This is a genomic window from Metabacillus malikii (assembly GCF_030813355.1).
In the GTDB taxonomy this organism is placed as follows: Bacteria; Bacillota; Bacilli; order Bacillales; family Bacillaceae; genus Metabacillus; species Metabacillus malikii.
On record NZ_JAUSUD010000030.1, the window covers coordinates 13,272 to 32,840 of the forward strand.

Genomic DNA, 19,569 nt, shown 5'->3' on the forward strand with positions numbered 1-19,569 from the left:
CTAAATGGGGGATTGTTAAATGAAAAGGTTCTACAAGCTTGTCTCGTTTTTTCTAATCATTGGTCTCGTGCTTACAGGTTGCAGCGGCGGAAAGAGTAAAAGTGCTTCAACAGAGGATTTGGAACTAACAGATGTGACGTTTCCATTAAAAGAAAAGGCTACCCTTCGTTTTATGACACAAAGCTCACCACTTGCACCAACAGATCCGAATGAAAAACTCATTTTTGAGAGATTAGAAGAGGAAACAGGGGTCCACATTGAATGGAAAAACTACACAAAGGACCAATTTGTTGAAAAGCGCAACTTAGCATTAGCGAGCGGTGAATTACCAGATGCGATTATGGATGCAGCATTTAGTGATTATGATTTATTAAAATATGCGAAGGATGAAACGATTATCCCAGTAGAAGATTTAATCGATCAGCATATGCCAAATTTGAAAAAGGTGTTAGAACAAGCACCTGAATATAAGGCGATGATAACTGCACCAGACGGACATATTTACAGTTTCCCGTGGATTGAGGAGTTAGGTAGCGGGAAAAGCCGGATTCAGGTCGTTGATGGACTACCTTGGATTAATGTTGAATGGCTCAATAAGTTAGGCTTAGAAATGCCGAAAACAACCGATGAATTGAAGGAAGTGTTAATCGCTTTTAAAACACAGGATCCGAACGGAAACGGTGAGGCAGATGAAATCCCTGTTTCATTCATGATTAATCATGGCGGTGAAGACCCAGCATTTTTATTTGCAGCATTTGGCTTAGGTGATAACTATGACCACACAGTTGTATCCGATGACGGTGAAGTAATTTTTACAGCTGCACAAGAAGGCTATAAAGAAGCACTGAAATTTTTTAACGAGCTACATGAAGAAGGATTAATTGATGTAGAAGCGTTTGAACAGGATTGGAACAAATATGTGGCAAAAGGAAAAGAGGAGAAATATGGTCTTTATTTCACATGGGATAAAGGAAATATTTCTGGCATGAATGATAAATATGACTTAATGCCACCTGTCGCAGGACCGTCCGGCGAAGTAAATGTCGCACAAACAAATGGCTTCGGTCTAGACCGCGGCAGAATGGTGATAACAAGCGCGAATAAAAACCTAGAGTTAACAGCGAAATGGATTGATAAGCTATACGAACCGCTGCAATCTGTGCAAAACAACTGGGGCACTTATGGTGATACAGAGCAAGAAAACATTTTTGAACTAGATAAGGAAGCAGGTATGCTCAAGCACCTTCCGTTAGAAGGAACTGCACCTGTCGAATTGAGAGAGAAAACAAATGTAGCTGGACCACTGGCAGTTCTTGATGAATATTACGGTCAATATACAACAAAGCCTGATGATGCAGCATGGAGACTTGATTTGTTAGAAAAGGTCGTTGTCCCACATATTAAAACGAAAAACTTTTACCCACCTGTTTTCTTCTCATTAGATGAAGCAGATGAAAAGGCAAAAATAGAGACAGATTTATTCGATTATGTTCATAGAAAACGTGCCGAATGGATGACAAATGGAAACATCGATGCTGAGTGGGATGATTATCTAAACGAACTCGAAAGACTTGGATTAAGTACTTGGCTCAAAATTAAACAAGATGGCTACGACAGAACGGTTAATCAATAGGAGGATATAAATTGAAAACGACAAAACTAGAGAAATACAGACCAGCATTGCACTTTGCACCACAACAAAATTGGATGAACGACCCGAATGGCTTAGTATTTTTTAAAGGCGAATACCATTTATTTTTTCAGCATAACCCAAATGACAGCGTATGGGGGCCGATGCACTGGGGCCATGCAGTCAGTAAAGATATGATTGAATGGGAGCAATTAGATATCGCATTATCTCCAGATGAGCATGGAACGATTTTTTCCGGCAGTGTCGTCGTAGATTGGCACAATACATCGGGATTTTTCCAAGACGAACCAGGACTTGTCGCGATTTTCACGCATCACTTTGATGGAGCAAATCACACCGAAACAAAACAGATGCAAAGCTTAGCATACAGCAGCGACCAAGGGAGAACATGGGTAAAGTATGAAAATAATCCTGTGTTAACTCATGCTACGAAAATCGACTTTAGAGACCCGAAAGTATTTTGGCATGAAGCAACTCACAAGTGGATCATGGTGTTAGCGACAGGTCAAACAATCTCAATCTACTCATCTCCAAATCTAAAAGATTGGAGCTTTGAAAGTGAGTTTGGTGAAAAAGTCGGCTCACATGACGGTGTATGGGAATGTCCTGACTTATTTGAATTGCCAATCGAGAATTCCAACGAGAAGAAATGGGTGCTGCTTGTCAGTATTGGAGACAATCACAAATTCGATTCTGGCTCACGCACTCAGTACTTTATCGGATCCTTTGACGGCCATACATTTGTCGAGGAGCATGATGACATTAAATGGTTAGACTTCGGTAAAGACAACTATGCAGGCGTTAGTTTTTCTGATATTCCGAAAGAGGATGGACGTAGAATTTATCTCGGCTGGATGAGCAATTGGCGCTATGCCAACCAAGTTCCGACTAAAGGGTGGAGAAGCCAAATGACATTGCCGAGAGTACTCTCACTCATCGAGACTGACGAGGATATCCGTATTGTGCAAAAGGTAGTCAAAGAGCTAGATTCATATTTTACGAAAAAGGAAGAGCTAGCCGATGTTATCGTTTCAACGGATGCGAATTACTATAACGTTAATGCGGAATATGCAGAAATCGATCTGGGATTAGAAAATATTAATGCAACTCAGTATGGCTTAACGATTCATCATACGACGACACAATATACAACAATAACAGTTGATGCGAAAGAAAAGACATTAGTGCTTGAGAGAAAACATTCAGGGGAAGTAGACTTTTCGGATAATTTCCCTAAGCAGCAGGTCGTGAAGCTTAGTAAAACAGATGAGCTTCAGCTTCGTTTAATTGTTGATTCGTCATCGTTAGAATTATTCCTAAACGGCGGTGAGCAAGCGATAACTAGCTTAGTCTATCCAGATAAAGCATGTGAAGGTGTTTCACTGTTTACAACCGAAGGAGAAATAAAAGTCGTACACGGCAAGCTGTCAATTCCTTCGAAAAATTAAAGAGTGTACGATTCAGCCAGAGGATGATGTGCGATGCCTCTGGCTGATTTTAACGCACATAAATTATAAAAGTAGGTGGATAGAAATGAAAGATGTAACAGCATTGGGAGAGCTTTTAATCGATTTTACTCCAAGTGGTAGAGGAGAACAGGATAATCCTATGTTTGAAGCAAATCCAGGTGGAGCTCCTAGTAATGTGCTCGTTGCCCTAGCTTGGTTAGGCCTGGAAACGGCATTCATAGGATGTGTAGGGAAAGACAATTTTGGCCAATTATTAGTTGATGCATTACGTTCAAAAGGAGTCGATACGAGTGGAATTGTATATTCCGATGTAAAAACCACAATAGCATTTGTACATATTGATGAGCATGGTGAACGTTCATTTGATTTTTATCGTCAGCCTGGGGCAGATATGATGCTTGCAAAGGAAGATATAGACCTTAAACTAATCTCTCAATCTCGTATTTTTCATGTGGGATCAATTTCAATGACAGATGAACCGGTAAGAGAGGCAACGTTAATGACGTTAAAGCATGCAAAAGAGAAGGGGAAAGTGATTTCTTTTGACCCTAACCTCCGTCCATTACTATGGGACAATCTGGATCATGCGAAAAGGCAAATCGAGACTGTTATGCAGTATGCAGATATAGTGAAAGTTTCAGAAGAGGAATTAGCATTTTTAACAGGTGAAGAGGATATTTCTCGTGGAGCAGGGCAGCTATTTGAAAAGAATAGTCTATCACTTCTATTTGTTACGGTAGGTGATAAGGGAAGCTATGCGTATAATGCGAATGGATTCGTTTTTGTGCCGGGTATTGCTGTGAAAGCAGTTGATACGACGGGGTGTGGTGATGCGTTTTTTGCAGGGGTTTTATATCAGTTATTAAAAAGTGACCGATTAAGTGAAAGTTTAGCAAAGGATGAGTTGGAGTTTATTTTGCAGTTTGGAAACGCAATGGGAGCCTTTGTCGCTAAACATAAAGGTGGGATTCCGGCGATGCCGACGTTATTGCAAATAGAGGAGTTTATTGCTGAGGTTTATTCAACTGGATGATTTCAAAAAAGAGTAATATCAGAGAGAATTAAAAGTTTCTCGGTTATGGGAACTTTACATAGGTGGGTTTGATTATAATTAGAAATATAGATGGTGCTGAGGATACTCTGTTGAGGCTTTTCGAGAGTGTCGAGAGATATAAAAAAGTTCTTTGAATATTAGATAGTTTTGTTAGTCTCCATGTTAAAATGTTCGACCCCGACCATCGGTATTTTTAAGTAAAAACAAGTAAAATTTTAAAAAAAGGTATACACTCACAAATGTTGATACATCAATATTTGTGGGTGTTTTTGTTTTGCGAGAAAAGGGATGAAAAGGGGAGGACTTGAATTGGTTTTACACGAGAAAATACCTTAAGATTGTGGAGCAACCATTATATTTTAAGCAGGAAAATACTGCACAGTAGACTAAATACTGTGCAGTAAATTATTTCTATTAAATGGAGATTTGTAAAAATAGAGTAGGTTCATATATCAAAAATAATGTCCACGAAAAGGATAGGGTTTGTTGTTTACACCTACTATCAAGGTTTATCTAAGGATCAGCATACATGTACAGCAACTAAATACTGGTATATAATATATATCAAATTTTTAAAAAATATAACATACACACAGAAAGAAGATATTTTGTTAGTTCTGAATGATGAGCATTTTGCCTAAATTTATATTGTAAAAAAGGAGTAGTGGATTTATATGACTATAGATGAATATTTAAAATTGCAAGAACAAGAGTTTCATGAATTTGGTAGAAATATAGAAAAATTAATTTTAGTGGCTGCAGATTCTTTTGATACATTAAAGAATTTTTACGAACCAATGGGGGCAACAGTAAATCCATATAAAGATAATGAATCATATATCGTCGAAAAAAATAATGGGGAATGCCATTTATTTATTAAAGGTTCAAATTTACAATATAGGAAAAGGTTTATAGATTTCTTAAATGTAAAATATAATGTTCCTAAAGATACTGTGCCGAGCTCTTTAAATGTAGATCATGTTTTCAATAAAGAAAGGGCAAAAGATTACTTTATAAGGATGATATTACTTGATGAGAAATCTAATCAAGCATGGGGTAGAGCATATGAAAAGTCTATGACTAGAATTGATAAATATAAAGATTCTGCAAAAAAAGCTATGATATTACTGGATTATTCTGTTTTTCTTAAAATCTTAGAATTACCTAGTTTTAAAAAAGGAAATATTAAAGGTAAAGATGATATACAAAGAATAGCCAATGAAGCTAGGCAAGAATTAGAAAAGTTATTTGGAGCTGATATAATTCCACTGGATGTTGTTGAAACATTTTATAGAGCAGAAGTTAATCAGTTAAAATATGGTTATTGGAATGTTCCATTTTACATAAAAGCCAAACACTTTAATCTAACTGTATTAAAACAACCTTACAAAGGGAGATTCCAATTCATAATGCAAGAAATAAAGAGCATATTTGAAAGTGTTTTAAAAAATCAATTTGTTGTAGATTTTAAAGAAAGTTTATCCGAGCTAGATACTCATAAATATTTAATTATATCTTCGCTTGCAATAAATCGAGGGAATGTTATAGTGAAAGAGATTGGTGATGTTAGTAATCATCTTTTAAGTAATATAGATGAAGCTATTGAACTAGATTGGGAAATAAAAGTTAGAAACAAACTAGTTCAGACAATGATAATTAGAGTTTATAAAGAAGGATATAATGATATTGATACAATCAGATATGAATTCCAGTTGGATTCACCATCTTAATTACCGATAATTGGAACTGCCAACTGAAGGGTTTTAACCTGGCATTAAGCCAGCCAACTGATTATAAAATTGAAATAAGAAGTACTAAAGTACAAGAAAGTCGATTGCTACATAGTACAAATATACTATTCAATAGAAATTGATATTCCACAATTCGCGCGATTGTGAAAGACTAAAAGCCTAATTCCTTGCTAAAGAAAAGGAGGATGAATAGGCTTTTTCACTTAGAATCTTTGACGTTCTTCTATTGGAAACAATTTGACATCGTGGGGTAAATTCCGTGGTAAGCGCTGATAAAAAATAGTTACTCATATTACTGGTAGATGTCTAATAATAATAATAAATGAATTTGTTCACTGCAGGTTGGTATAATTTATTACATTGACTTGTGATAGATTGACATGATTTTAATCTAGTATAAGAATCTCCTTTGTGTTTTCAAATATCTTGCTATGTTTTACCCCTTTGGATAATATTGTCTAAAGGGGTTTTTTTTGTCGGTAGGGAAGTTTGTAAATCTAGTATTCTATGTTTTTGTAGGCAGTTAATAAAAAAATGTTAACTATTTTAAATTAAGTTATCGGGGGTTGGTCTTATGAGAATTGATTGGATAAGGATAAAGGGATTTAGAAATTTTGTTGATGAAAAAATAAATTTTGCTAATCAGACACTAATAATAGGTGCCAATGATGTTGGAAAGACGAATTTAATATATGCCTTAAGGATTCTGTTCGATAGAGGCCTAAGTGATAAAGATTTAGAATTACATAACAGTGATTACAATGTTTATACCAAGACTGAATCAATTGAAATTACAGTTAAAGTAACTGAAGTTAATCAGGACTGTCTAATGAGTACTTTTAAAGGGGACATAAAGGATGGTACAGTATTTATTCAATATAAAAATACAAAGACTGGTGAATTCCAAATCTTAACGGGTCATTCTGAAGAAACGTTAGAAAACAAACTATCACGCTACTATATAAAGAGATTAAATATGGAATACGTTAATACAAACCGCAATTTATCTTCCTTTATGAAAAGAGAAAAAAATCAGATTCTTGAGGATGCGAAATCAATTTTGGGAGAAGAGTTGAAAAAAAACGATGAAGTAGCAGTTTCTACAATGAAGGATGACCTAAAGATTTTAAATGAAAAGATTGATAACTTGAATTACATAAAAAGATCTTTAGAAAGTGTGAATACTGAGTTAGCAAAGTTAGCTATCCATAACGAGAACCAAACTCTAAATTTTAAAAATGCTAATTCTGACATAGACAGCTTACTTGATAATCTAGAATTAACTTATGCATCAGATGGTGAAACGCTTACTTTAGGTGGGGATGGTCGTAATAATCAAATATTCTTAGCTACTTGGGTCGCAAAACAAAAAAATAAAAAGACACTTGAAAAAGTAACCTTTTTTGCAGTTGAAGAGCCTGAAGCTCATTTACACCCACATCAACAAAAGAAACTTTCTAACTATTTACTAGAGAACTTTGAAGAACAGGTATTCATAACAACTCATTCACCACATATTGCTTCGGAATTCAGACCAGATAAAATAGTAAAGTTATATTCTAGAAACAAGAAAACTATGGTAGCAAAAGGTGGATGTAGTGAAGAATTAAAATTGAGTTTTGATGATTTTGGATATAGACTAGATGCAATCACGGCAGATGTGTTTTTTGTTAATGCAGTTTTTCTAGTTGAAGGTCCATCAGAAAAGCTTTTTTACACAGCATTAGCAAAAAAATTGAAAATAGATCTTGATCGTTTAAATGTTTCGATAATTTCTGTCAACGGTGTTGGATTTAAACCCTATATTAAAATTTGTTTAGCGTTAGATATTCCTTTTGTATTAAGAACGGATAACGATATTTTTAATAAGTCCAAAAAGGTATCCGATACAGAGACCATTGAATTATCATATCATGCTGGAGTATCTCGCGTTATGGGGATTTATGAAGAACTTCTAAAAAATGAAGAGACTAACCCTTTAATTGAATATTGGAAAGTGAACGGGAAATACAATGAATGGGACAGTAGAGATAAAGTACCTGCAAAAGCTAACAGCATTTTACAGTATGTTTCTAAAGAAATAGAAAAAGATAATATTTTTTTATCAAGTGTGGACTTAGAACATGATTTAGTAATGAGTAATTTATTCAGCTCTTTAAAAAACTATTATAATACGAGAACAGAAACAAGTACTGTTAAGAAGATGCAACAAGCTAAGGCAGAGAATATGTTAAGTTTTTTAAGTGACAAATTTGATACTCTCGATTGTTTAAAAGAGGATAAGATTGCCGAACCTCTAAAAAGAGTCCAAGCATTGGCTGAAAGGGTTGTGCGTGTGAATGAATAAATTAGTCCAACCCACTAAAGAACAAGTAAGAATTATCGATGAAGTCGGGAATCTAGTAGTAACTGCAAAACCTGGAAGTGGAAAAACCTATACAGTAGTTGAAAAGATTGGAGTTATTTCTGAATGTTTGAAGGAATACCAAGGGGTTATTGCAATCTCTTTTACTAGAAAAGCAAGTCAAGAATTAGAGTTGCGTTGTAAAAGAAAAGGAATATTAAGAAGAAATCATTTTTTTGGAACTATTGATAAATTTTATATATCTGAAATAATAATGCCGTTTTCAAAAATTCTTACTGGGAAGAACATCCCATTAGAAGTAAAAGATTCTTTTAATGACTTTCCAGAGTATGAAGCATTAAAAGGTCTAAAGGTGGATTTCAGGAATAGAGAATTACAGATATTATTAGAGAAATCTTTAATAGATGGCCACATTTTTTTAGAAATATGTGGAGAAACAGCATTTTTTATTATGAATAAGGTTCCAGAATGTTTATTATACTTAAAAGCAAAATATACTCATATTTTTATAGATGAGTATCAAGATTGTGGGGAGATTCAACATGAAATCTTCTTACAACTTGTTGATTTGGGGATTTTTGGTGTTGCTGTTGGGGATTTAAATCAAGCAATTTATGCATTCAGTAATAGATATTCAAAATATTTATTTTCATTAATGTCTGATAAAAGATTTAAGCACCTAGAAATAACACATAATCATAGATGTCATAAGACAGTCTCTGACTACTCACTAGCTCTTATGGGAGTTCGAAACATTAATTTAGAAGGTGAATCAAGGGTATTCAAGGTTAATGTAATAGGTACTGATGAGAATGTAATCAATTCAATTGAGTGTAATTTACCTATTCTGAAAGAAAAATATGGATTTAAAAATAATAGTGACTTTGCCATTTTGTGCAGAGGTAACGAAACTGCTAAAAGAGCTTCACTATTTTTAAAAACTGAAAATAAGTTATTTGTAGATACAGCACTTGATAAAAGTAATTCCTATTGGGGTATATTGTTTAATGATATGTTAACTTCATTCTTTTTATATAAAAAGGGCTTAACAACAATCTTAGATTTTGTAGAGAGCCGCATTAATGAAGAGTATGATAAAAAGAGGTTTGAAAAAGGGTTAGAAATCTTGACTGAAATTTTTTCGTTAGAAGAAAATCAGTTGGGAAATCAAATAGACACATTTATAAAATTCGCTCATTTAATATATCCAGAACATAAGGATGAAAAAATATGTATTGATTTAAAAAGTATAATAGAAGATGAGCAAAAGCTAAATAGTTTTAAACCTGCTACGGAGAATGAAGTAAATATTATGACATTGCATAAATCAAAAGGGCTAGAGTTTAAATGTGTTTTCTTACTTGATGTTTATAAATGGATATTGCCACCTGAAGGTAAATGGGTTACTAATGAAGACTATACACAAGCTCTAAATCTCTTTTATGTGGGGGTTACTAGAGCTATTGAAGCTTGTTATATTATGCAGGGGACTATGAGATACAGAGCTAAGCAAGAGGATTTTTGGACAGCAGAAGAATCTCCTTTTTTATACCTGAACAATACACAGTTGCTGAGGAAAGACCTTCTTTGGAAAGATGAATTATTAGTAAAGCAAAATTGAATAGCAATTGTATAAGAGTTCATGTTATTTTAGTTTTTGCTTTGGTTCGTTTTCAAAGTGGGGGGAATAATACAAGTTTTTGGTTATAATGTATTTAGCAATGACGCTTTGGCCACTGTGTGATATAGGTGATCCACCCGAAATCTACCACAGTGATTTGGGTGGATTTTATTTTGGCATTTTTTATAAGTGACATTGGGTAATGTTTTATTTATTCAAAGGAGTATTTTTATACAGCTGAATTACATCTCCCTAATGTAAATTTGATGCTTCACCAAGTTAACTCTTGGAGAGGTGCATTAAAAATATTGAGATAATAACCATAAATGATAAGTGCAAAAATCCGAATATCAGACCCTACCAATTATGGTGTCTGATATTCTTTTTTATTTAGGGAATTCCAAAATACTTTATAAAAAATTGTGAACCGTTGAACTCAAACTATCGGTTTTTGTTAATTGAACAAGGAGTGCCATTTTTAACAGGATCTTTTTGCTGCGCAGTACAACGATACTGTGAAATTATTAAAAATGTTACCGCTTAGCAAAGTAAATTTGTGAACTATTGTACCTTTACAAACGGGAGCGAGAGTTAATCAAAAAACAATATTGTTGATGTGGTAAATGATGTCTTCTGTTGTATAAAAAGGATAGATGTATACAGGTGATCATCCAAGTCATTTACTCTTTTTCTTTACACCTATAAAATGTGTGACATTCTAATCAAGTATTTAGTTCTAAGATATCCTAGAGATTTAATAAAAGCAGATGATTTAGTACCTAATTTGTAGGCAATTGAACGACCATTTGCCAACAAAATTCTATAAAGTATAATATGAGGATAGAAAAATACAACAAAAGGAAGAACTCTTGATTATTTTTAAACAAAAGTCACCAGTATCTTTTATAGTTGTAAAAGATTAAGTTAAATAGTAAGTCGAACTAGGAGGGAAAGATGAAAATTTATGTGGATGCAGATGCTTGTCCGGTGAAAGATATTATTATTGCAGAAGCAAGGGATTTTGAAATTCCGGTTATCCTTGTTACAAGCTTTTCTCATTTTTCTAATGCAGAGCAGCCATCAGGAGTGAAAACCATTTATGTTGATTCTGGAGCAGATGCTGCAGATTATCGGATTGTGAAGTTAGTGGAAAAAGGAGATATTATCGTGACGCAAGATTACGGTCTTGCATCACTAGGTTTAGCAAAAGGAATTATCGTCCTCCACCATAAAGGATTTAGATATACAAATGAAAATATTGACCAATTATTACAAACACGTTATTTAAGTGCAATGGCAAGAAAAAGCGGACAGCGAACAAAGGGACCAAAGCCTTTTACAGCAGAAGACCGTGAGAAATTTAGGGATCTTTTTAAACAGGTTATTTCTCCTAATAAATTAAGATAAACTTAGAGATTCAGAAAGGAGTTAAATTTTGAAGTATATAAAATCGCAAATGCAACAACTAATTAAGGAAAATAAAGAACTGCATACACGCTTTAAAGAACTGAAGGCTGAGCATAGTCTTGAGAAAAACAATGCCCTCAAGGCCTTGTACCATTCAGAAGTTGCGGATGGAGGAAAGTATCAGGTAGCTTACCAAGCACTTGATCAGCCCAAAAAGTAGACTCCTATATTTTAATTATACTTACTGAAAATTCTGTTATAAATGCTGGATGGTTATAAGAGGATTAAAAGTTAGTGACCAAAATATGAAGTAGGTTGCCGCAGTACAAAAATACTGCGTTTTCAAAAAAAGGACTAGCTACAAAATTGTCATAACAGATTCCTTGCGAATTAATCTAGTTATCGTATTGTGTTTTTTTGGAAATGATAAGAATAGTTTTGGTAAAAAGTACAAATATTCAATTCGCCATTTTTAATGTATATTTTATTTAAATAGTGGTGAACGAATAAATGAGTTCATTCGTTCCTCATTTGAAAAAGGCAAATCTATCGAAAGGTAGAGACCGCAAAGTCACAGGTCTACGGTGAAATCACTATGATGGCTGGGCTACCAAATGAAGAATGGCGAATAGACTCAAGTTTAATAGAGTTAATTCAAGATTCTTCCTTTACAAATAATTGTTATGGAGGGATTTTTTTGTGTCAAAGAAACACTTTTTATTCAACGTTCGTCATGTTCTTGCTACAAGTGTCGTTGCTACTACTTTCGCGTTTTCTTTAGGAACTGGACAAGCTTTTGCTGAAGAGAATGAACTACAATCTGAGACTCAATTAGAAGAATCAGTGCAACAAGACCAAACAGAAGAGCTAGTAGATACAACAACAACTCAAGAGACGACACCAGAAGCGGTTCAAGAAGAAACAACAACAGAACCAGAAACAACTGAATCAGAACCGGAAACAACAACTGAAGAAGACACTTCAGAAGAGACAGATGTAAATCACGAAGTTGAAGATACGTCTACGCTTTTACCAGGAGATTTCTTTTATTTTGCCAAAAAGCTGATGGAAAATGTTCAACTAGCGTTAACATTTGATGAGGTAAAAGAGGCAGAATTACTTGCTACATTTGCAGAAGAGCGCATTAAAGAAGCTGAAGCATTGCTTGCTCAAGGTAATGAAGAGTTAGCCAGTGAAATTCTACAACAAGCCATTGAACAACAAGAATTAGCATTAGCAAAATACGAGCAATCACAATCTCCTGAAGAAGAATCTACTATTGAAGAAACAGTAGAAACAACAGAAACAACAGATATAGTAGAAGCAGTAGAAACAGTAGATAGTGAGATTGCACAGGAACAGACTCCTGTAGATCCGATTCGTGCTGAACTTGAAGCGAAGTTTGTGGCAAACCTAGTTGCTTTACAGGCTGCTTTAGATAAAGTGGAAAACCCAGTCGCAAAAGAGGCATTGGCGAAAAATATTGAAAAATCACTAGAAAAACTTGAAAGAAAAATCAACAAAAAAATAGTAAAACTTCAGGAAAAAGAGTTAAAAGCGGATAAAAAACGTGCTGATTTAGAGGCTAAATTAGCATCAGGTGAAATAGATATAGAAGAATACAACAAAGAACTTGCTGAACAGAATGAAGAATTAGCAGAAGAACAGGCTGGCGTCAACGAAGACATCAATGAAGAGACTGATGAAGCAGTAGAAGATGCAACTGAAGAAGTAAAGAATGAGGAAAAAGAACAACGTAACAATGTCGCTGAAGACAAGGAAATTAAAACAGCTGTGGCCCTTAATAAAGTTGAAGAAAAGCAGCAGGAATCTTTAAAGAAAAACGAAGAAGCTAAGAAAAAAGCCGATGAAAAGCAACGTGAAGAGACTAAAAAAGCTGAAGAAACTAAGCGTGAAGAAATGAAGAAGCAGGAAGAAAGAGCAAAAGAAGAGGAAAAAAAATTAGCAGAACAACAGCGTGAGGCTGCAAAAACAGAACAAGAAGCACGCAAGAAAGCCGAAGAACGTAAGCGTGAAGAAGCAAAGAAGCAGGAAGCAGAAGCGAAAAAAGCTGAAGAACGCAAGCGAGAACAATCTAAGAAGCAGGAAGAGGAAAAGAAGAAAGCCGAAGAACGTAAACGTGAAGAGGCTAAAAAGCAACAAGAAAGAGAGAATTTTAAAAAGGAAGAAAATAACGGTAAAAAAAATAAGGAAGCAGATAAACAGGGCAAAGTGGAGTAATTCCTCTTGTCTTTTTTTGTTATTTATTTATTAGAATCTTTATGTGATTCAATTGGCATATTGGGGGGAACAACAATAATCCATGCTTCTTCATTTTCCTCTGAATATCCTTTTTCTATGACTGTGTAACCATAGCCCAAGTTGATGGTGATAACGAATGTATAAGTAATACGATACTAATGACGATTGCTATTAAAATAAAGACTATTATATTCTTATTTTGTAAGAAGTTCTTTCTTGTCATTTTCTAATCTTCCTTAATACTTTAAGTATGTAGGGTTACCAAAATAATATCATAAATTTTCCTCTTGGAATTTTCAAAATGTCTAAATAGAAGCAGAAAAATAATATGTATTACATTCGAAATCATTTGTAATGCTTCTGCAGCAATACTATACATCTCTACTTCTATTTTTGCATATTCAAGTAAAGCCCCTTTGCTTTAAGTACATTTATTCACAAACTTTGATTATAGCAAATCCTTATTTTTCTTATAGGAACGTTTTAAAGAAATGTAGCTAGTGAAAAACCAAAGTAAACTAACACCTACTAATATTGCGATTATATCAATCCATTCTTTTTGGTTGTTGGGTACACCTGTAAATACTAAATATAACAGTATGTAAATAACTGCAAAACTACTTGTTCTAACAAAAATGTGCCTTAACTCTTTTCTGTAGGCCCTTTCTGTTGCAATATCTGTATATTCCATACCAGACATTGTATATCTTATTGAGACATAAAAGAGGAAAATAGCAATAGATAGTAATAGAGAAGTGTCAGCATCTAAGTTGAAATAATTGTTCAAGATAATCATTCCTATAAGGGTAAGCAAAAGAATTATTGCCCCTTCTGAGTAAAAATACAATATCCTTTTTTCCTTATATTCATCATTCGGTAATAAAAAAGATATCCAAGATTTCATTACAACTCGACCTCCCAAAATAAATCATCTAATGTTTTACTTAATTCTTTGGCAATAGCAATACACAAGTTCAAGCTTGGATTGTATTCTCCGTTTTCAATCAATCCGATCGTTTGTCTTGTAGCATTTACTCGTTTTGCAAGCTGTTCTTGAGTCAATCCTTTTTCTATTCTTGCTAGTTTCATTTTACTCACCATATGCTCACCTACATAATGAAAGATATATTTAACAATATGTTAGATTTATCTTACATTACATATCATTAAAATGCAATATAAATGTTACATTAAAATATAAGGGCCGACTTCTTAAAAAAGAAATCGGCTCTTATATTTACGCATCACAACCTGCCAAGAATATATCCTTCTTGTGATATAAACGAGAGATTTTTCAACTAGCCTGCCCCTTTAATACAATAAGAAAATGCAATACCTCTTTGTTGAAGTATCGCACCCCGTTACTTCAAGAAGGAAAATGACGATTGTCTATAATGACTCCCTAATGCTTAATTTCGATTTTCCAGAGAAGAAATACAATTTTCTTCACTATGCATTGTCCCACCTTCAAAAATATCTGTTACACCATCGGGTAATAACTTATCTTTTTCACAAAATTGCTTAACCTGTTTACCTTTTTTAGTTATTCCATAATAATACGTCACGTCTCGTTCGTCTTTAAAAACAACCTGGTAATGACCATGATAAAAATCTTTATTTGTTCTGTGTTTCGGCTCCACATAATGCGATTCCACTAAGTCGCTTTCTGTGTATCCCTTTTCCTCCAAATAGACTGGTACACTTTTATTTGCCACATATTTTGTATAAGGATTTCCGTTGTTTAACAAGTAAATAAATACAAAAGGAGTTGCTATAACAAGGATTAAAATTACACTTATCGCAATCCATATACTTTTTTTCATATTATTTCCCCCAACGTTTCACAAAATGGTCTATTTGTTGAACTAATCCTAAGTAATTCTCCACCTAAATTTTACCATAAAAATAATTTATCCCTTCATGAATAATGTGCTGTTTGTTGAAGAAGTAAAACATTAAAGCTATTTTTTATTTTTTAAAAGGTATTATGTTTTTGGTTTGTTTTCCTTACCTTTCCTTTTGCTTAATCCCCATCCTACAAACAATCCTAAAAAGGCACCCAAAACACTATAACGAATTATCGACACGATGTAATCGTAAACAGGTACATACTCTGTTGTATAACCACCGTCGAAATGGGTAATTACTTTATAATCAACAAATAAGACCGATAAAGCCAAGGCTATTAAAAATCCATAAATAGACCACTTTTGCATACTTTTTTCCACTTTCTCACCTCTTATAATACACTTTCATTTATATTTTTTTATTGACCAGTTCCTTTAGTTGAAGAACGATAAACAAAAAGACTGCCGTAGCACCCTCGATCCTAAACTCAAGCACCCGAAGTTGAAGACGGTAAACAATCAATCTTTTATTCTCAACTGTGTCTTAAGATTTTTAAATGGTGTAGCTTTCGAATCAATAATAAAGATAGCTATATTATAAACTAGTTAATCCATAATTGGTATTATTCGGAAGTAGTTAAACATCTAAAAAAATGAAACAGAAAAAGGACTGCCGCAGCACCCCACTTTATTCTTTAACTCTCATATCTATAAGAATATCTTTTGAAATTTTTCACAACATATAGAAATTAATGCCCACTAACATTTAATCAAGCTTGTAGATTACGTTATAGAACAAACAACTTTTTGTTCTATTTTCTCTTGTCTAAATAAATCGGGGAACACCACACTTATCCTTAGCATTATTAGGTGTAATGAAGTGTTAGGAATGAATATTGGAACAATGCCAAATGAACTATCGTAAAACAAAATTACCTATATAATTCTCCTGAAACTCAGTTTCAAATGGTATCATTGAACTAATGTTACGTGATATCAGGGGGATTTACGATGGCTTTACTTCAAGAAGAATTAAAAATTACAATGCTTCAGGAACTACTCACTATGAAACTAGCGTTACCATCATATCAACGCCCGTATAGGTGGAGTGTGAAGTCTACGAATACGCTTTTTCACGATACGTTTACGGCTTATCAAGAAGGGATCCAAGAATATAGAATTGGCTCCGTCATTTTACATAAGGAACATGACAAATACAACGTTGTCGATGGCCAACAGCGGCTGACGACCCTATCGATTCTACTCTACTGTCTAGGGAATGAAGACCAAGGGCTGCTGCGCGAAAAATATAATCAATTATCCAATGATGCAATCGTAACGAATTTTCACATTTTATCGAAGCGGATAAGTGAACTTTCGAAAGAGGAGCAAAGCAAATACAAAGACTATTTACTTGAACATTGTAGTGCAGTTCAAATTGTCACAGACAGCGAGCAGGAGGCGTTTCAATTTTTTGATTCCCAAAACTCCCGTGGCAAAGAGTTAGCACCACATGATTTATTGAAGTCCTATCATTTACGCGAGATGGATGAAGCGGACGAGCAGTTGAAGGTAAAAATCATCAATCAATGGGAGAATAAGAACCAGGATGATTTGAATGAGTTATTTGAAAGTTATCTATACCCTTTGACGCAATGGTATAAAGGAAAGCATGGTTTGGGCTATTCTTCAAGTAAGATTGATTTATTCAAAGGGATAAAAACTTCAAACGTATACAATTATGCGATTTATCATAAAGCAAGTAATCTTTTCGTCGAACAGTTTAATGCAAATGGAAGCAGTGAATTACTTGCAACTCGGTCATTAAATCAATTTCAATTAACACAGCCGTTGCTGGCGGGAAAGCGATTTTTTAATTATGCTCTGCACTACGAAAAGCTGCTTGAGCAAGTGCGAAATCGAATAAAGAAGGAGCACACTGATGGACAAATGCCGATTAGACGGTCTGGAGATGTTTACATTAAGCAGCTATATGAATGTGCTTTACTATTTTTTGCTGATCGCTTCGGTGTTGATAGTCTATCAAAAGGTGTCATGCAGCAACTCTATTCATGGAGCTATTCATTACGGCTAACGATGAATGCAGTGTATCCTCAGACGGTTAATAAATATGCACGTGGAAAACATGAACGTTTGAATGAAGGATTGGACCTGTTTTCAGCAATGAGTGAAATGAACGATGCAGAAGATATCAAACTGATTGTTTTAGAGAAACCGAATATTGAGCAAAAAAATAAACAGAAGTACAAAGCAGTCTATGAGTTACTTTGTGAATGGAATAGGTGGTAGGCGATGGATAAAAATTTAAAGGTCATACCGGTGGCAAGCATTTTCTCGAATTGCAGTTATATTGTCCCGATTTATCAACGGAACTATGCTTGGGGGGCAACTCAAATTGAACAGCTGATAGAAGATATTGATAGTTCAATAGACGATTCTGCTAAAAACTATTTTCTTGGCAATCTTATCGTAAATCAAACGGACAATCATTTGTATGAAGTAATAGATGGCCAACAAAGATTGACTACATTATTTCTGTTAGAAAATTACCTTGGAATGAACCTTGCTAGTGATGCTTTGAGATTTGAAGCACGGGAAAAGTCAAACCGTACCCTTCACAAACTAAACAATGGTAACAAAGGTGAATTACGAGAGGACTTACAATCTGCTGAAATTTTAGATGGTTATCAAATCATTGAGAACTATTTTAAAACAAAAGGGATCGACAAAGCAGAGGTAATGACTAAACTACAAAAGGTTTTCCTCGTTCGTGTACAAGTTCCACACGGTATCGACTTAAATCACTACTTTGAAATCATGAATACACGTGGGGAGCAGCTGGAACTTCATGAAATTGCAAAAGCAAAGTTTTTAGAAGTGTTAGAAACAGAACACGATAAAAAAACAGCCGCATTGATTTGGGAAAAATGCTCTGACATGAACTCCTACATTCAAATGAATTTTGACCCAAAAGTGAGAAGGGCTCTGTTTAAGAAAAACTGGTCGAGCATTAGGGATACTATCGACAATTTTGATTCAGTTAAGGCATGTGTTCCAAATGATGAAGAAGATAGTCAGTCAATTCCTTTGCTTGAAATTTTAAAAGGGAACAAGCTTCTGAATAATAGGGGAAGTAAGGATGAAGCTGAGAATGAGCGTTTCGAATCGACCATTTCATTTCCAAATTTTTTATTGCAGGTTAATGCGGTAATAAAAAAGGTAGACGAGGAAGATTCAACACTTGATGATAAGCACTTCTTGAATCATTTATCATGGGCTTGGGAGGATGCGGATAACGCAAAGAATTTTTTATATCATATGCTAACATGCCGCGTGTTGTTTGATAAATATATTTTGAAACGCGAATATGCAGGAGATAGCAAAGAATCCGGAAAATGGTCATTACAACGTTTAGAGAAGTATACAGATGCAAAAGGTGATAAGCCGAAATATGTCGGCACCTTTGGCGATGACGGTAGCCGGAAAAATAAACAAATAAAAGCGTTGCAAGCCTGCCTGCGGATAACGTACACATCACCGAAGACGATGCACTGGATTTCACTCGTCTTAGCGAAGCTGTTGGAGAATGAATCATGCGACCTCATTGAACTTCTCGAAAATTACTGTAAAACAAAAGTGAGCGTTTCACATTTCGAGGATGCGAGTGGGTTCGGTTTTGAACGAATCGTATTTACTTACCTTGATTATCTTTTATATAGAGATGGCTATTCTTACTTAGGGAAGGAAATAATCCCGCCAATGCGTGATGACTGGCAATTTCAATTTAGAAGTTCAATCGAACACTTCCAACCACAAAATCCAGTTGTCGGTGAAGCTTGGAAATCAGAAGACCTGAATAGTTTTGGAAACCTAGCATTAATTACTGTATCAGGAAACTCGAAATTCTCTAATTTACCACCAGTCGGAAAAATCAGCACCTACCCAAGCATTATCAGGCAAAGTTTGAAGCTTATAATTATGAAAGAACTAGTCAGTCTCGATGATGAAGGGTGGACTGAAGCGAAAGCGAGTGAACATAGAGATGAGATGTTTAAGGTTTTGAAGGGGTAGTAAATATGAATGTTTTGAGGTGGAGGGTATGATAATTTTTTGTGAATTTA

The 19,569-nt window shown here is 34.5% G+C and carries 15 protein-coding genes and 1 riboswitch; of the genes, 11 read left to right on the plus strand and 4 right to left on the minus strand.

All coding sequences use genetic code 11. The features are described 5' to 3' along the window. The first annotated feature begins 19 nt into the window (after nt 1-19). From J2S19_RS20765 to J2S19_RS20805, 9 genes are all read left to right on the plus strand, one after another. Nucleotides 20-1,633: an ABC transporter substrate-binding protein gene (locus tag J2S19_RS20765; RefSeq protein WP_307345909.1), complete on the plus strand. Its 1,614-nt coding sequence runs from the start codon at nt 20-22 to the stop codon at nt 1,631-1,633. 11 nt (nt 1,634-1,644) lie between these two features. Continuing rightward, a complete protein-coding gene (locus tag J2S19_RS20770) occupies nt 1,645-3,099 on the plus strand; it encodes a glycoside hydrolase family 32 protein (RefSeq protein ID WP_307345911.1) in 1,455 nt (484 codons plus the stop codon). Nucleotides 3,100-3,184: 85 nt separating this feature from the next. Beyond that, a complete protein-coding gene (locus tag J2S19_RS20775) occupies nt 3,185-4,153 on the plus strand; it encodes a carbohydrate kinase family protein (RefSeq protein WP_307345913.1) in 969 nt (322 codons plus the stop codon). Between the two features lie 695 nt (nt 4,154-4,848). Further along, nucleotides 4,849-5,904: a hypothetical protein gene (locus tag J2S19_RS20780; RefSeq protein ID WP_307345914.1), complete on the plus strand. Its 1,056-nt coding sequence runs from the start codon at nt 4,849-4,851 to the stop codon at nt 5,902-5,904. Between the two features lie 595 nt (nt 5,905-6,499). Next, the gene (locus J2S19_RS20785) at nt 6,500-8,272 is read left to right on the plus strand and encodes an ATP-dependent nuclease (protein ID WP_307345917.1); all 1,773 of its coding nucleotides are present in this window, start codon (nt 6,500-6,502) and stop codon (nt 8,270-8,272) included. After that, nucleotides 8,265-9,911, plus strand: coding sequence for a UvrD-helicase domain-containing protein (locus tag J2S19_RS20790; protein ID WP_307345920.1), 1,647 nt, complete (start codon nt 8,265-8,267; stop codon nt 9,909-9,911). The genes J2S19_RS20785 and J2S19_RS20790 overlap by 8 nt, the downstream gene beginning before the upstream one ends. 954 nt (nt 9,912-10,865) lie before the next feature. Beyond that, the gene (locus J2S19_RS20795; RefSeq protein ID WP_307345924.1) at nt 10,866-11,318 is read left to right on the plus strand and encodes a YaiI/YqxD family protein; all 453 of its coding nucleotides are present in this window, start codon (nt 10,866-10,868) and stop codon (nt 11,316-11,318) included. Nucleotides 11,319-11,346: 28 nt separating this feature from the next. Then, nucleotides 11,347-11,538, plus strand: a complete 192-nt coding sequence (locus tag J2S19_RS20800) for a hypothetical protein (RefSeq protein WP_307345926.1) — start codon at nt 11,347-11,349, stop codon at nt 11,536-11,538. Nucleotides 11,539-11,847: 309 nt separating this feature from the next. Then, nucleotides 11,848-11,933, plus strand: a riboswitch (cyclic di-GMP riboswitch). An 84-nt stretch (nt 11,934-12,017) separates the two neighbouring features. Next, nucleotides 12,018-13,559: a DUF5667 domain-containing protein gene (locus J2S19_RS20805; protein ID WP_307345928.1), complete on the plus strand. Its 1,542-nt coding sequence runs from the start codon at nt 12,018-12,020 to the stop codon at nt 13,557-13,559. A 469-nt stretch (nt 13,560-14,028) separates the two neighbouring features. On the opposite strand, the gene J2S19_RS20810 is transcribed toward J2S19_RS20805, so the two are convergent. From J2S19_RS20810 to J2S19_RS20825, 4 genes are all read right to left on the minus strand, one after another. Then, complete coding sequence (locus J2S19_RS20810; RefSeq protein ID WP_307345932.1) at nt 14,029-14,484, minus strand: DUF3278 domain-containing protein; 456 nt, start codon at nt 14,482-14,484, stop codon at nt 14,029-14,031. Next, entirely contained in the window at nt 14,484-14,681 is a 198-nt protein-coding gene (locus J2S19_RS20815) for a helix-turn-helix transcriptional regulator (RefSeq protein WP_307345935.1), read from the minus strand. The genes J2S19_RS20810 and J2S19_RS20815 overlap by 1 nt, the downstream gene beginning before the upstream one ends. Before the next feature lie 308 nt (nt 14,682-14,989). Continuing rightward, a complete protein-coding gene (locus tag J2S19_RS20820) occupies nt 14,990-15,403 on the minus strand; it encodes a DUF3139 domain-containing protein (protein WP_307345938.1) in 414 nt (137 codons plus the stop codon). A gap of 162 nt (nt 15,404-15,565) precedes the next feature. Next, on the minus strand, nt 15,566-15,808 hold the full coding sequence (locus tag J2S19_RS20825) for a hypothetical protein (RefSeq protein ID WP_307345940.1): 243 nt from the start codon (nt 15,806-15,808) through the stop codon (nt 15,566-15,568). 630 nt (nt 15,809-16,438) lie between these two features. Here J2S19_RS20825 and J2S19_RS20830 point away from each other — a divergent pair. Together J2S19_RS20830 and J2S19_RS20835 are read left to right on the plus strand one after the other, a co-directional pair. Continuing rightward, nucleotides 16,439-17,737 (plus strand): DUF262 domain-containing protein, encoded by a 1,299-nt coding sequence (locus J2S19_RS20830; protein WP_307345942.1) that lies wholly within the window; start codon nt 16,439-16,441, stop codon nt 17,735-17,737. A 3-nt stretch (nt 17,738-17,740) separates the two neighbouring features. Next, complete coding sequence (locus J2S19_RS20835; protein ID WP_307345944.1) at nt 17,741-19,519, plus strand: DUF262 domain-containing protein; 1,779 nt, start codon at nt 17,741-17,743, stop codon at nt 19,517-19,519. Nucleotides 19,520-19,569: the final 50 nt, after the last annotated feature.

Bases quoted from the DNA above. Each gene is read 5' to 3' on its own strand.
- J2S19_RS20790 (WP_307345920.1), top strand. From the start codon at position 8,265: ATGAATAAATTAGTCCAACCCACTAAAGAACAAGTAAGAATTATCGAT.
- J2S19_RS20820 (WP_307345938.1), bottom strand. From the start codon at position 15,403: ATGAAAAAAAGTATATGGATTGCGATAAGTGTAATTTTAATCCTTGTT.
- J2S19_RS20830 (WP_307345942.1), top strand. From the start codon at position 16,439: ATGGCTTTACTTCAAGAAGAATTAAAAATTACAATGCTTCAGGAACTA.
- J2S19_RS20765 (WP_307345909.1), top strand. From the start codon at position 20: ATGAAAAGGTTCTACAAGCTTGTCTCGTTTTTTCTAATCATTGGTCTC.
- J2S19_RS20775 (WP_307345913.1), top strand. From the start codon at position 3,185: ATGAAAGATGTAACAGCATTGGGAGAGCTTTTAATCGATTTTACTCCA.
- J2S19_RS20815 (WP_307345935.1), bottom strand. From the start codon at position 14,681: ATGGTGAGTAAAATGAAACTAGCAAGAATAGAAAAAGGATTGACTCAA.
- J2S19_RS20835 (WP_307345944.1), top strand. From the start codon at position 17,741: ATGGATAAAAATTTAAAGGTCATACCGGTGGCAAGCATTTTCTCGAAT.
- J2S19_RS20795 (WP_307345924.1), top strand. From the start codon at position 10,866: ATGAAAATTTATGTGGATGCAGATGCTTGTCCGGTGAAAGATATTATT.
- J2S19_RS20780 (WP_307345914.1), top strand. From the start codon at position 4,849: ATGACTATAGATGAATATTTAAAATTGCAAGAACAAGAGTTTCATGAA.
- J2S19_RS20785 (WP_307345917.1), top strand. From the start codon at position 6,500: ATGAGAATTGATTGGATAAGGATAAAGGGATTTAGAAATTTTGTTGAT.
- J2S19_RS20810 (WP_307345932.1), bottom strand. From the start codon at position 14,484: ATGAAATCTTGGATATCTTTTTTATTACCGAATGATGAATATAAGGAA.